The sequence below is a fragment of the Psychromonas saccharinae genome (genome assembly GCF_051201515.1).
GTDB lineage: Bacteria > Pseudomonadota > Gammaproteobacteria > Enterobacterales > Psychromonadaceae > Psychromonas.
The window spans coordinates 1069054-1083867 of record NZ_CP195153.1 but is presented as its reverse complement, the minus strand read 5'-3'; the positions used below and the strand labels follow the sequence as shown (position 1 = coordinate 1083867).

General features: G+C 37.5%; 11 protein-coding genes. 7 read left to right on the top strand and 4 right to left on the bottom strand.

Annotation, left to right across the window (positions count from 1 at the left end; translation table 11 throughout):
- Window positions 1-245: 245 nt before the first annotated feature.
- From ACR30L_RS04885 to ychF, 3 genes are read left to right on the top strand one after another with little or no spacing between them, the layout of a single operon-like run.
- On the top strand, window positions 246-875 hold the full coding sequence (locus tag ACR30L_RS04885) for a 50S ribosomal protein L25/general stress protein Ctc (RefSeq protein WP_435236915.1): 630 nt from the start codon (window positions 246-248) through the stop codon (window positions 873-875).
- 2 nt (window positions 876-877) lie between these two features.
- Window positions 878-1468: an aminoacyl-tRNA hydrolase gene (gene pth, locus ACR30L_RS04880; protein ID WP_435236914.1), complete on the top strand. Its 591-nt coding sequence runs from the start codon at window positions 878-880 to the stop codon at window positions 1466-1468.
- A gap of 59 nt (window positions 1469-1527) precedes the next feature.
- Window positions 1528-2619: a redox-regulated ATPase YchF gene (gene ychF, locus ACR30L_RS04875; RefSeq protein WP_435236913.1), complete on the top strand. Its 1092-nt coding sequence runs from the start codon at window positions 1528-1530 to the stop codon at window positions 2617-2619.
- A gap of 344 nt (window positions 2620-2963) precedes the next feature.
- Here ychF and ACR30L_RS04870 read toward each other — a convergent pair whose 3' ends face one another.
- Window positions 2964-3428 carry an ASCH domain-containing protein gene (locus tag ACR30L_RS04870; protein ID WP_435236912.1) on the bottom strand — a complete coding sequence of 155 codons (465 nt, stop codon included), beginning with the start codon at window positions 3426-3428 and terminating at the stop codon, window positions 2964-2966.
- Between the two features lie 444 nt (window positions 3429-3872).
- On the opposite strand from ACR30L_RS04870, the gene ACR30L_RS04865 reads away from it, so the two are divergent.
- A complete protein-coding gene (locus ACR30L_RS04865; protein WP_435236911.1) occupies window positions 3873-4397 on the top strand; it encodes a toxin-antitoxin system YwqK family antitoxin in 525 nt (174 codons plus the stop codon).
- Window positions 4398-4643: 246 nt separating this feature from the next.
- Window positions 4644-5612: a magnesium transporter CorA family protein gene (locus tag ACR30L_RS04860; protein ID WP_435236910.1), complete on the top strand. Its 969-nt coding sequence runs from the start codon at window positions 4644-4646 to the stop codon at window positions 5610-5612.
- A 383-nt stretch (window positions 5613-5995) separates the two neighbouring features.
- Here ACR30L_RS04860 and ACR30L_RS04855 read toward each other — a convergent pair whose 3' ends face one another.
- On the bottom strand, window positions 5996-6913 hold the full coding sequence (locus tag ACR30L_RS04855; RefSeq protein ID WP_435236909.1) for a LysR family transcriptional regulator: 918 nt from the start codon (window positions 6911-6913) through the stop codon (window positions 5996-5998).
- Between the two features lie 88 nt (window positions 6914-7001).
- Here ACR30L_RS04855 and ACR30L_RS04850 point away from each other — a divergent pair, with 88 nt between their 5' ends.
- Together ACR30L_RS04850 and ACR30L_RS04845 are read left to right on the top strand one after the other, a co-directional pair.
- Complete coding sequence (locus ACR30L_RS04850) at window positions 7002-7907, top strand: DMT family transporter (protein ID WP_435236908.1); 906 nt, start codon at window positions 7002-7004, stop codon at window positions 7905-7907.
- 131 nt (window positions 7908-8038) lie between these two features.
- On the top strand, window positions 8039-9745 hold the full coding sequence (locus tag ACR30L_RS04845; RefSeq protein WP_435236907.1) for a GNAT family N-acyltransferase: 1707 nt from the start codon (window positions 8039-8041) through the stop codon (window positions 9743-9745).
- Window positions 9746-9789: 44 nt separating this feature from the next.
- Here the strand turns inward: ACR30L_RS04845 and ACR30L_RS04840 are convergent, their stop codons facing one another.
- The gene (locus ACR30L_RS04840) at window positions 9790-13503 is read right to left on the bottom strand and encodes an SbcC/MukB-like Walker B domain-containing protein (protein ID WP_435236906.1); all 3714 of its coding nucleotides are present in this window, start codon (window positions 13501-13503) and stop codon (window positions 9790-9792) included.
- Window positions 13500-14714 carry an exonuclease subunit SbcD gene (gene sbcD, locus ACR30L_RS04835; RefSeq protein WP_435236905.1) on the bottom strand — a complete coding sequence of 405 codons (1215 nt, stop codon included), beginning with the start codon at window positions 14712-14714 and terminating at the stop codon, window positions 13500-13502. Before sbcD ends, ACR30L_RS04840 begins: the two co-directional genes overlap by 4 nt.
- Window positions 14715-14814 lie beyond the last annotated feature (100 nt).

The window sequence follows — 14814 nt, the reverse complement described above, 5'->3', positions numbered from 1 at the left end:
ATAAGAATTCCTGCTATTTAAATAGCTAAATTCTCGATTGATAAAAAAACACCGCTTATTTTTTAATAAACAGGTGTTTTTTTATGCTTTTAGATTGTACAAAATGTTCCACTACGTTATTATACGGCACCTTTTTTATCCTCTAATAGAGAGAATAATAGAAGACGGTTTTATCTGGTCGCAAGATAAAACACTTTTTAAATCTGAGATGCTAATAACAGCATACTCACTAATGGAGTTACACCATGTCAATCAAATTAATCGCAAAAAGCCGTACTGATTTAGGGAAAGGTGCGAGCCGCCGCCTACGTCACGCAGATCTAGTTCCAGCAATCGTATACGGAGCAGGCAAAGAGCCAGTATCTGTTACGTTTGAACAAAAAGACTTACGTAAAGTTGAAGCTGTTGAAGCATTTTACTCTTCAGTTTTAAATCTGGAAATTGATGGTACGTCTGAGCAAGTTGTATTAAAAGCTATCCAACGTCATGCATATAAAGAGCGCATCCAACACTTAGATCTTCTACGTATTGATGCAACTCAAAAATTAACTACAGCTGTTCCTCTTCACTTCTTAAACGAAGAAACTGCTGAAGCTGTTAAAAATGGTGGTGTTGTTTCTCGCATCGCGAATGAAGTTGAACTTTCTTGTTTCGCTGTTGATTTACCAGCATTCATTGAAGTTGACCTAAGCACAATGGCAATTGGTGATACTATCCATATCTCTGATCTAAAATTACCTGCTAACGTTGAATCAGTTGAACTATCTAAAGGTGAAGAACACGACCTTCCAGTTGTTTCAATTTCTTTACAAACAGCTCAAACTGAAGAAGAAGAAGCTCCTGTAGCTGAAACTGAAGAAAATACAGCTGAATAATCGTGTCAACTACGATTAAACTGCTTGTGGGCCTGGCTAATCCAGGCCCCGAATATGCACAAACAAGACACAATGCCGGACAATGGTATCTAGAACAACTCGTCTCTCAAAAAAATATCCAACTTAAACCAGAAACCAAATTTTATGGCTTAACTGGACGCATTCAATTTGACGGTAACGACCTACGTCTCCTCGTTCCAACTACCTTTATGAATCTTAGCGGAAAAGCAGTTGCTGCAATGGCTAATTTTTATCGCATTAAACCTGAAGAAATTCTTATTGCTCATGATGAACTAGATCTTCCTCCAGGTGTTGCAAAATTCAAATTAGGTGGTGGTCACGGTGGACACAATGGCTTAAAAGATATTATTTCTCGATTAGGTAATAACAAGAATTTTTACCGACTTCGTATCGGTATCGGTCACCCGGGTGATCGTAATAAAGTGAGTGGTTATGTACTTGGTAGACCCTCTAATAAAGAACAAAGCTTAATTGACCAAAGTATTGACGAAGCTGCACGATGCACTCATATTTTAGGCCAAGACGGATTAGAAAAAGCGATGAATCGCTTACACAGCTTTAAAGCTGAATAATATTCCTTTAAAATTCCTGCTTATTTAATACAAACTACTAACAATATAGGATATGAACCATGGGTTTCAAATGTGGCATAGTCGGCTTACCAAACGTCGGTAAATCAACTTTATTTAACGCACTGACTAAAGCGGGTATTGAAGCTGCTAACTTTCCATTTTGTACAATTGAACCTAACACAGGGATTGTACCGGTGCCAGATCCTCGTCTTGATCAATTAGCTGAAATTGTTAATCCTCAACGTGTTTTGCCAACAACGATGGAATTCGTTGATATTGCAGGATTAGTCGAAGGAGCCTCTAAAGGTGAAGGTCTAGGTAATAAATTCTTGGCCAATATTCGTGAAACCGATGCAATTGGTCACGTAGTTCGTTGTTTCCAAGATGAAAATATTGTTCACGTTGCGGGTAAAATTGATCCTGCAGATGATATTGATATTATCAACACTGAGTTAGCACTTGCTGACCTAGAAAGTTGTGACCGTAGTCTACTTCGTGTCAGTAAAAAAGCAAAAGGCGGCGATAAAGACGCTAAGTTTGAAATGCCTGTCTTAGAAAAAATTAAAGCACATCTTGAAGCTGATGGCATGGTTCGTGGCTTAGATTTATCAAAAGAAGAAAAAGAAGCCGTTGCTTACTTAAACTTTTTAACATCAAAACCAACAATGTATATCGCCAACGTCAGCGAAGATGGTTTTGAAGATAACGAATATTTAGATAAAGTACGCGAAATTGCAGACAAAGAAGGTGCCGTTGTGGTACCAGTCTGTGCAGCGATTGAATCAGAAATTGCAGAACTTGACGAAGAAGATAAACAAGAATTCCTAGAAGGAATTGGCCAAGATGAACCTGGCTTAAATCGTGTTATTAACAGTGGTTACCAACTACTGCATTTGCAAACCTACTTTACAGCAGGTGTAAAAGAAGTGCGAGCTTGGACGGTTAAAGTAGGCGCTACAGCACCTCAAGCTGCCGGTGTTATTCATACCGACTTTGAACGCGGCTTTATCCGTGCGGAAGTCGTTAGCTTTGATGACTTTATCGAATTCAAAGGTGAATCTGGCGCAAAAGATGCTGGTAAATGGCGCTTAGAAGGCAAGAATTACATTACTCAAGATGGCGATGTTGTACATTTCCGTTTTAATGTTTAAATAATAGAAAATTTGAATTTAAACATCACGCTTAATTAATGAGTATTGATATTAAAACAAAGGCAGCTTCGGCTGCCTTTGTGCTTCTAAAGAATTTAGACTCATCATATCAATTGTATTAATATCAACTCAGTTAATTAAATGTTCCAGTTAGACGTATAATAATGGTTTAATTCAAGGCGAAAATTAATGTAATGATTGTCCTCTTTACAACCGTCCAACAAAGAAATAAACTATTTTAATCAGCTAGTTATTGCGATTAGTATAAACAATATTAATCAATAAAATAGGTCAGATAATCATTACGATTAGTATTAAGCCTTCTACTTTAAACTTAAAGCCGACTATTGATAGACAACATGAAAATGTTCTAGTACTAATATCATCTCATTACTAGGCTGGATATTAAGCTCTTCACACTCCTTTTCAAAAAATTGCCAATGTGTTTTACGCCACCATTCCAGGGAACGATCCCCTTCCCCTTCTAAATATGCAAAATTAGCAGAGACATCAATATAACGGCAGGTTTTTACTGAGTCAGTTTCAATAATGCAAACGGGTGTTCCATCCCAATCAGTGACTACCATTAAATGCCCAACCTGCGGCATTGGTTCTTGTCCCGAGTCATACCAATATTTAAGGCTACAGGTTGCGGTCTTTTGGCCAATACAAATCAGATCGGCACATACGTTAGCATTATATTTATCGGCACAAAAATAATCGGCACTGAATGAGTGATATTTTTGACGATCAAAGTCAGTTAATGACTCAAGATATTGATTTAGAAAATCTTTTGATTTTTCGTCCATGATCCCCACTTACATTATTTAAGCAAATATAATAATAATGATTAGTATATCATTAAATATTCGGATGAATATTTATATCAATGTGAATTTTTTTCATCTTTATGTCAATAATATTCACTTCACACCTTAGCCTGACACTATGAATTTCTTACCCCAAATAATAAAGATGCCAATTTAATATGTAATAACCAATCGGCAGTAATTTAAATAAATGTAAAACATCCCCTTGAGGCCTAATCCTTTCAACTTAAATCATCGGAAATAACAAAACAAAATCGCATCAATAAAGAATAAAATATGCAAAAAATACTATTTTTCATATAAATGTAAACAGTTCATGAACCTACCTGAAAAGGCTCTGTCAGATTAATGAGCATCATGTTTTCGATTAATAATCTGATGTGGTATTAACTACCTATTAACAAAATTTATTTTGGTGATCCTATGAAAAAAACAATTCCTCTTACACTATTTTTACTTTCCTTTGCAGGACTAACCCAAGCTGCGACTGTTGATTACCTTCAGTTACGTAATGGTGTTGCATATCAAATCAATGAAGAGACCCCTTTCACTGGTGAATTTGAGCAAAAATATGATAATGGTCAAAAAGCAGTTGAAGTGACTTATAAAGATGGTAAAGAAAATGGTGTTGCGACTAAATGGTACTACAATGGCCAAAAAAGCAATGAAGCACATTATAAAGATGGAAAAATAGAAGGTTTAGTTACCGAGTGGTATAAAAATGGCCAAAAATCAGAACAATTAACCTTTAAGAATGGTGAACAAGATGGCCCACAAACAGAATGGTATATTAATGGACAAAAACGCCTTGTTGCAAACTATAAACAAGGTAAACATAGCGATGGTGTGATGACTGGCTGGTTTGAAAATGGTAAAAAACACCTCGAAGTAACCTATAAAAATGGCAAAGAACTGTCTCGTGAATATTGGACTTTAACCCAATCCTAAACACACTTATCCGACTCAACTTAAATAACATAAGGTCTAATTACTTTTATTTTTCCACTAGTGTTAGACCTTATCTCAACAATCAAGCACGGCGATCTCCCTAACCAATCAAGATATTTTGAACATCCATAACGTCCTCAATAATGAAACGATATAATCTTACCTATTTTTATCATAATAAGGTTACACTCGCGATATCTACTACGTAATGGTATTTGTACCGCACACCTTGAAAAGAGAGCGCTCATGATAAAATGTATGTTATTACAAACGGATCAGCAAACCATATACGGTGATGAATCACTAATAGAAAGCTGGCAATCACAGCCTGATGCATATTTATGGATAGATATTGACTCCCATGACCTTGAACAAGAAGCACGATTACTAAAACAACTTAACTGCCATTCATTATCTATAAAAGATGTCCAACGCGAACGACATCCTCCAAAAATAGAATTGTTTGACGATTATATTTTCATGCTCTATCGCGGCGTACACTCTTCAAAAGAAGACTTACTATTTGATCACCTACAAATTGGTATGTTTGTTGGTAAAAAAGTGCTTATTACCCGTCATAATCGACCATCCATTTCCATTGACCAACTATTTAAAATTGAAGGCGAAAAATACCTAAAAAAAAGCCCTATTACCTTAGCACTCAGAATTTTTCACTTTAGTTGTGGCATTTACTTGCAAAACTTATTTGAATTTGAAGAAAAACTAGAAGCACTTGAAGATGATTTTCAATCCGGCGGTGACGATAAAATGATGCAAGAAATCACTCTTTATCAATCTCGTTTGACCAAATTAAAACGAACCTTTAATTATCACTGTAATATTGGTTCCGAATTAAAAATTTTAGTAGAAGACGACACCGAGCTTATCACGCCACTCGAACTCCATACGGTTATCGATGTGCATGAACGTATTGAGCGGCTATTAAGTTTATCGCAAATGCATTACGATATCTGTAGCGATCTAATAAACGGCTATTTATCGATCACTTCTCATCAACTTAATGAAACCATGCGTATACTCACGGTCATCACGGCTATTTTTATCCCGCTAGGCTTTCTCGCAGGTCTTTACGGAATGAATTTTGAATATATTCCAGAGCTCAAAGCACATTATGGTTATTTCTATTTAATTGGATTAATGGCGATTATCTCGATTAGTTTAATCTACTTCTTTAAGAAAAAACGCTGGCTTTAATTATGCTAAAACGTGTATTACTTCTAGGAATAAAGTCATTTATACCCGTTACCAATCAAGATGCGTTTATCAGTCACTAGCTCGGATACCAAGGCAAGGCGTAACATGATGACCTTTCGAGCGATTAACTGCGTTAATCCTCTATCGGTAGATGTAAAAACAAGACTTTACATCTTTAATGGCTAGCCCTTATCGAATGTTATAACGCAGTATTGGTGTTCAAGCTAGTGACCCGCAGGGCAAGACGAGAGGCAAACATCTTCGTTGTTATAAAGTCTCGATTTAACCCGTTAGATCTTTACCTTTATGCCTAGAATCTGCTCACCTCTCGTCTTGCTGATTTCTGCATCTTGAATGGTAACGGGTATACCATTCAATTTTAATTACTGTTGGCCGGTAAGTTGGTTTTGTAAATACAGAACAAAAGCTTTTAATCGGCTGGGAATAAATTTAGATTGAGGATACTGCGCAATAATATTGCCCTGATAACTTCCCCCTACTTGCCAATCCGGTAATAATAAAACAAGGCGCTTAGATTCAATATAAGGTGTCACCATAAAATCAGGAAAAAGTGCTAAACCAATATCTTGCAAAACTGCCTCTCTCCTAATCTCGCTATGATTAACGGTTAATGAACCTTGTATATTCATTTTCAGCACTCGTTTATCTTTACTAAATAACCACTCTTTGTCTCGTGGAAACTCCCCAAGACTAATGCAATTATGTTCAACAAGTTGATTAGGATGTTCCGGGGTGCCATGGTTTTTTAAATATTGCGGACTGCCACAGAGTAGTTGTTTGCAAACACCTAAATGCTTAGACACAAGCCCTTCCACAGGGTTATCTGTTATATGAATAACGACATCGATTTCATTACCAACGGGATCGATAAAATGATCGGCAACTTTAAGTTGAAAAGTCACTTTAGGGTACATTTTAGCAAAGCTTAATAGATGAGGCATAAGCATTCGCCTAGCAAGCGCTTTAGGAGCAGCAACTCGTAATGTACCAGATATTTCACTGTTGTTTGATTGCGCTGCAGAGACGGCCATTTTTGCAGACGATAACATATCACGCGATAATAAGAAAACCTCTTCTCCAATGGAAGTTAACCGCATTTTTCGCGTTGTTCTTTCCAATAACTTTTGATTAACCGCTTGCTCTAACCGTGCAACGCTTCGGCTCACAGAGGAAGGAGAAAGTCCCAGTGATGTAGCTGCCTTAGAAAAGGTACCTGCTTCAACAATTTTCACAAATACAGCCATTTCAGCCAACAAAGGTATTAGTTTATTCGTGTCCATGATGCAATTATCTATCCCATTTCAGACTATTGTTTCACTTAAGTTAATCGTTAATACTCTCAATGTCAAAATAGAGAAGGGGAATACGATGGCACTATTAACAACTGCACCGACCATAAACGTAAAATGGCCAATCACAGAAATCATGTTAGTAATGGTCGCCATCTTTTGGGGAACGAGTTATGGGTTAACCAAGGAAAGCCTATTTTTTACCAGTATTTTGCTCTTTATTACTATCCGTTTCTCACTCACATTTCTCTGCATGATACCCATTGTAGTCCGCGACTTTCGCCGAGGTTTAAATAAGGATTGGAAAGTTGCACTACCAAGTGGACTGATTTTATCCAGTATTTTTCTTTGCGAAGTTTATGGCGTTTCAGAAACAACAGCATCCAAAGCGGCTTTCTTAATTAGCCTATCAGTAATATTAACCGCCTTTGCTGAGCCTATTATTAATAGGGTATCAATTCCTTCTTCGTTATTAATGTTGGCCTTCTGTTCTATCCCCGGTGTCTATTTACTGACGAACCCGACAAGCTCAACATTTTCACTTAATACTGGCGACTATTTTATTTTACTTGCCGCTGCATTACGTGCCGTTTTAGTCACGGCAACCAAACGTTTATCTGAAGGAAAATCGATCACCACATCAACCTTGACCGCGATTCAATCATTCGTTGTTGCATTCAGTGCCATGCTTTTATGTTTAATCACTCAACCACTAGAAACAATCACTTTACCTGTAGAGCCACAGTTTTGGTTAACAATGGCTTATCTCATTCTATTTTGTACTTTATTCGCATTCTATATACAGAACTATGCAATTCGCCGTCTATCACCAACAAAAGTATCTTTATTAATGGGTAGCGAACCATTATTTGGCGCTATCTTTGCAATTATTTGGCTTAATGAAGCGCTCACCATTACCCAAATATTAGGTGCAGCTTTAATTTTCACAAGTGTATTAATTACATCAATAAATGCCAATAAATAACGACTCAAATTGCTAGTTTATCTCTCTTTAGCGAGCAACCTTCGCATGCAAATACAAATAACTCGCGCAATTTACATTATGTCATCCCTCTGTCATCTGAGCTCATTAACCTATTATCTAGGAGGTACCATATGATTTCAGTTGAAACGGTTTTATCCAACAATATCCCTATCTTGGAAGAGCGACCTTATATTCGTAAACGTCTGCTCCCCTTACTAAGACAATTATTACATGAACGAGAATTTAAGCACTTTGAACAAAACTATCCACACCTTCAAGGGTTTGATTTTCTAGAACAAGCCCTCGAATATTTTGACTTTAGTTACAGCGTACGTAGCCGTGATCGTATTCGAATTCCGGCAAAAGGTCGCGTGGTTATTGTCGCTAATCACCCTATTGGCAGTTTAGATGGCTTAGCACTATTAAAAATGGTGGGTGAAATTCGTCGCGATGTAAAAGTCGTTGCAAATGCAGTGTTAATGGCAGTCAAACCACTAAATGCGTTATTATTGCCCGTTGATAATATGAATAACCGTACCTCTCGCCATAGTATCAAAGCGATTGAAGCACACCTTGAAAATGATGCGGCATTGGTCATTTTTCCTGCCGGTGAGGTGTCTCGAATTAGCCCAATGGGAGTAAGAGACACGCACTGGAGAAATAGCTTCTTACGCTTCGCAACCAAAACCAAAGCACCAATTGTTCCTATCTTTGTCGATGCCCGAAATTCATGGTTCTTTTATAGTTTATCCTTAGTCGCAAAACCCTTATCCACACTGTGGTTAGTAAGAGAAATGTTTAAGCAAACTCGCTGCGATATTCCAATTCGAATAGGGAAAGCCATCCCCTTTGACTGTTACGACAGCCTCCCCCTTGATTTAAACGGCAAAGCAAAACTATTCCGCAAACATGTTTATAAACTGGCCAAAAACCGTGGTATTCCAGCATTAGAAAGTAGTTTTGAAAATATAGCTTACTCTGAGCCTCGACAACTTCTTCGTGAGGAGATAAGGGCCTGTGAGCTACTGGGTAGTACGTCTGATGATATGTCTATCTATTTGTACAATAACAATGGAGACTCTGTTGTTATGCGTGAAATTGCTCGACTGAGAGAAGTTAGCTTTCGCGCAGTTGGAGAAGGTTCGGGTAAACGCAGGGATAGAGATCGCTACGATAGTTATTACGATCATATTGTGCTCTGGGATGATAAAAAACTAGCCATTGTCGGTGCCTATCGTTTAGTGAAAACCAAACAGATCATTGAAGAAAAAGGCATAGAAGCCTTATATACTAATACGCTTTTCGAATATCAACTGAGTGCAAAACCCTATCTCGAAAAAGGTGTGGAACTGGGTCGTAGCTTTGTGCAACCAGAATATTGGGGGACACGTAGCTTAAATTACTTATGGTATGGGATTGGTGCTTATCTTAAACGCTTTCCCGAAGTGCATTACCTAATCGGCCCGGTTAGTTTAAGTAATGCTTACCCTTCGGCGGCTAAACATGCATTAGTTAACTTTTATAAAACCCACTTTAATAGCCCAGCTACCTGGGTAAAAGCAAGGCAACCTTATCACTGCAACGAGCAAAAACTGATTGATAAAGAGCAATCTTACCAGGAAGCCTTTGCCGAACTTAAAGCGAAGATGAAAAGTTTAGGCGTCAGTGTACCCACCTTGTATAAACAATATTCAGAGATCTGCGAACCAGGCGGTGTACAGTTTGTTGATTTTAACATAGATGCTGATTTTGCTGACTGTATTGATGGATTTGTAGCCGTAGATATTAACCAACTCAAACCATCCAAACGTAAACGTTATTTTAATCATCAGAAATGAAAGATAGCGACCTATCAAGGGTCGCTTTCTTTACGCCATTCGTCCTAAGCATTACCTTTAGATTCAATAAATTGATATTGGCTATCTAATTGACTGTAACCCGCTCCGCTTCCCTTATGCACATGGATCTGCGTACTGATACGTTCTTTTAAGGCATCGACATGGGAAATGACTCCAATCAGCTTGCCCGTTGCGTTTAATTTCTCTAAAGCATCAAGTGCAATTTCCAACGTATTAGCATCTAAGGTACCAAATCCTTCGTCGAGAAATAACGATTCTATTTGCGTTTTCTGGCTGGCTAGATTTGATAATGCTAAAGCAAGTCCTAAACTGACCAGAAAGCTTTCACCGCCAGACAGCGTTTTAACGTCTCGAATCGCATTAGCCTGCCACAGATCAATCACCTGTAACGCTAATGGTTCGTCGATATTACGTTGTAATTGATAACGTTGATGTAAGTTATCCATTTCTTTATTGGCCAGATATACCAAGTTATCTAAAGTCATTCCCTGCGCAAATGTTCTAAATTTACTGCCGTCAGCTGCACCGATCAGTTTATTTAACATGGCCCATTGTTCAGCCAATACCTTCTGTTTTTGTTGTTCAATAATCAGTTCAGCTTGTTGTGCTTTCAATCGAGAATCAACATCTAATTTAGATTTTATTTCAATGAATTGATTATTTAATAACTCAAAAGCTGCTTTCTGTTCATCCTGCAGTGTTGATAAGTCCTCTTTTTGCTTATCCGTCACCGCTAACGCCATATGTTCTTCTACATTTTTTTGTGCTGAACTAAAGCGAGTCTGCTCAGTTAACAAATGATCATCAATTTGCTTCCGCTGTTGTGATAATAACGCCAATTGATCTTTAGACAGACGCGCATCAATAAATTGTTTTTCATCGAGAAAGTCACTAGCAGTCAATAAATGAGTGAAGTTATCAAGTAGGCTAGCTTGCTGTTCTTGCAGTTTTTGTTGTTGGTGCTCCTGCTCAAGTAATTGCCCGGATAACCGCTCAACACTAATTTCAACTTGCTGTAACTGTTGTTTTTTATTATTCACTAACAACGCAATTTCACTTTTCTCGGCGTCAATAACGTCTAGCATTTGCTGTTGAGATTGTTCACCAAAATCACTTGTACGTTGTCCCTGCAATTGAGCTAATTTATCTTTATTCTGTTGTAATTGCGTTAAACGCCCTTGTACATCCTTGTGTAAATGTGCGCATTGCTGTTTCTGTAACGCAATAACGTGCTCTAATTTTTCTTTCTTTTCGTGCAGCTCTTTCAGCGTTTTCTCTCTCGCCTGATAGTCTGTTATGTTCTGTTTCTGCTTTGCAATCCATATCTCAGGACCATCAAATAATGCCGTCAATTCTTCTGCGTTGTTCACTAACAATTCAGGTAATTGCTGTATTATTAACTGTTTATTTTCTTGGAACTGAGTATTTAACTGCTGATGCTCAGTTTCAACGCGTTGCAACTCGTGTACAGAAGCTTCTTTTTGCGCCAGTATTTGATTTTCTAGGCCTGAATGTTGGCTAAGTTGTAATGTTAATTGCTGAACTTGCTGCTGTAATGCTGGCAAATTGAGATCTATTTCTTGTAACTGTGTTTGCAAATGCTCAATGTAAATTCGTTTTTCATCAAGCTGCTGAGCAGTACCCTGTAATCCCTGTAACGTTTCCTGTTTATACTGATTTGTAGGATCTTTATGATAATTATCCCATTCCGATATTAACAACTGTTGTTCGGCTTCAAGTTGCTCAATTTGAGCTTGGAAAGTCGAAGCTTGCTTTTGATCTGCAATAATTTGCGATTTAATATTTGCGTAATCTTCTCGCGCTTTATTTAATTGTTGTTCTTTTTTATCCAATGCTAATTTGGTTTCAGGCACGTCTAAAGGTTTATATTCTAAAATAGCGGGATGGTCATAAGAACCACATAAAGGACAAGCTTGGTCTTCTTGTAATAATTTTTTCAAGTCACTTAGTTGTGCAAGAATTTGCTCTTGTTCAAGGGCTTTTTGTAAAACTTCTTTATCAGCTTTATATTCTAGCCCAATATTTTTTGCTGCCACTAATTCACGTTCATTTTGAGTTATATTCTTTTGTAACTCAGTACTAACACGACGTGTTTCGGCCAAACGTTCTGCCGATGCCGCTAATTGACGTGCTAATTCAATCGAACCTTGATTTTTACGCTGTTGCTCATATATATCGGCTAAAACATGGCTAACCTCTGTTACATTAGTAAATGAAGCCTCATTAAGTAGCTTACTTTTGGCATCAATTTGTTGTTGAAAAGCCGATTGCTTTGCTTGTAAATGTTGAGTTATTTCCGTTGTTTGGCGACGATGTTCAACCAATAAACTATCCTGTGCTTTTTGTTTTTCAACTGATTCTTTACTTTCTTGTTGTAATTTATTCAGATGAACCTGCTGTTTTATATATTGAGAAAATTGTTGCTCAATAACAGGTAATGATTGCTGTAAAACTTGAATTGCTTGCTGTTGTTGTAATTCCGCATTAAGTTGATTAAACGCCACCGTTGTATTTTTTTGCGTTATTAGTTCCGCATCTAACGATGCCTGAGCAGCTTGTAATGTGCTTTGTAACGTTGTCAGTTCATTACCTTGTTCACCACATAGCGTATTTAACTGATTAATTGTAATATCTAGGGGTACTAATGTTTCATTTATACGGTGTAATTGCTGTTGTGCATTTTTATCCTGCAACATTTGTTGATTTAGTGCTTTGTCATATTCATTTTTGTTTTTAACTAATTGCTTTGTTAAGGTTTCTTTTGTTTGTTGATTAGTGGTTAACTGTTTAATCCCCTGCGCTAATTGTTGCTTGTTAGCGGCTAACTCCTGATAAGCAGGCTCTAACTCTCTGGCTTTTTCTGCCCATTCAATCGCAATCAAATTATTTGCAAAATTTTGTTTATCCAATTCACAGGCTTGCACTACTTTTAATTGCGACGCCAATTTACCGTTTAACTCTTCCGCTTTATTCAACCATAACAACGCAGCTTCAGTGCTTTTTAAGTTTATTTCAGCTTGTTGCTTGTTCGTTTCGAGGGTAGTTAATTGCTCACGTAATTCACTGACAGCGAGTTCAGATAGCACATCCATACTCTCTACTTGCTTCATCAGTAAGGTTAACTCGGCTTGAACTTCTTTATTGCGTTCGAAAATATGGCGGCTAATATCACAGTAAATCTCAGTGCCAGTAAGCTCTTCTAGTAATTCGGCACGCTCTTTAGAATTAGCATTTAAAAAAGCAGCAAAACCGCCCTGAGCAAGTAACATAGATTTAGTAAAACGAGAAAAATCTAAGCCTGTTAACTCTGTAACTAACCTTAAAACTTCACTGCTTTTAGTTGATAAGGTCTCACCATTTATTTCAGCTAACTCACAGGATGGAGCTTGTAACTTACCTTCAGGACTCTTCCTCGCTCTTTTTTGTGCCCAGTGAACGCGATAGCCTTTACCATTAACGCTAAATTCAACTTCCGATAAACAATCAGCAGTACCGCGCGTCATTAATTCATTTTTACTTTGCGTAATCCTATCTAATCGCGGTGTCTGCTGGTATAGCGCTAGGCATATCGCATCTAAAATTGTGCTTTTGCCTGCGCCAGTTTGTCCGGTAATCACAAATAGGCCATTTTCTGAAAACTCGGGTGTTTCAAAATCTATTTTCCAATCACCTTTCAATGAATTTAAGTTTTTGAATTTAAGCGATAGTATTTTCATGCTTTATCCTCCAACGCTTCACAAACTTGAACAAATAGCGCTTTTAACTCCGTTTGTTGTTGTTCACTTAAATTATCTTCACATTTTAACCGATGCTGAAAAAGATCTACTGGCGTTAGATCATCCAAGGTGGTGCTATCGGTTTCTTGCCATTGGCTATTTTCATTCAGTTTTGGACTACTAATTTTTAATATTTCAATATTAGTCCCTTCAACCAGACTATTAAGCTGGCTTTGGACATCGGATACATAAAAGGATTGATTCAATTTAATTTCTAACCACATACTCTGCTGTTTTTTTTCAGACGCCAATGTTTTGAGCTGTTCACTCACTTCCTCTAAACTTCCCTTGATAACTTGAAGGTCTTGGAAGCGTGGAATGACAATCGGCGTCACTTTCACCTCACCTTGTTCAAGAAAATCAACAATCATAACCTGCTTATCATGTTTTGTTTCTGCAAAACTCAATGGGATTGGTGATCCGGAATAACGAATGACATCACTTTTCTGAACTTTTTGGCTACGGTGTAAATGGCCTAACGCAATATAATCAAATGCGGGAAATAATGATGCAGGGAACGCGCTTAATGTACCGATATAAATATCACGTTCAGACTCAGACACACTGCAGCCGACACTAGTCAAATGACCCGTTGCAATAATAGGCAATGTTTTTTCTTGGCACTGTAGTTGTGCAATTTGGTAAATATCAGTGTATATTTTTTCAATTCCCCGTTGCAAATTTTGTTGTTTCCTTTCAGCCGATAATCCGGCCTCACTGCCCATGACATCACCGGCACGTAGAAAAGGTAATGCACAAACAATCGCCGCGTCCTGTTTATCCTTATCTTTTAATGTAACAATATGTTCACTTAACTCATCATTCAGCCCAGCTAAAACAGAAACATTTAATGCATTTAATAAACTTTTACTTTCATTAAGCACAGCAACACTATCGTGATTGCCTGAAACAATAATCAGTTGATTACACCCAGAATCCTGCAGTTTAACAATAAAGTCGCTGTACAGCTTTCTTGCATAGGAAGGTGGAGCACTGCTATCAAAGATATCGCCAGCAACGATCACCGCGTCAATTTGCTGTTCTTTTATAAGTGCCACAAGCCAATTTAAAAACGATAAATGCTCAGCTTCTCGTGTTTTCATCATAAAATATTGGCCAAGATGCCAATCAGATGTATGCAATATCTTCATTGTTCACTCTCATTAGTAATATCTATTTTAGTTTACCTATTTCATTGATAGAAAACTGCTTTTAGCAGATAAATTAAAAGGTAAATTGAAGCGATTTAGT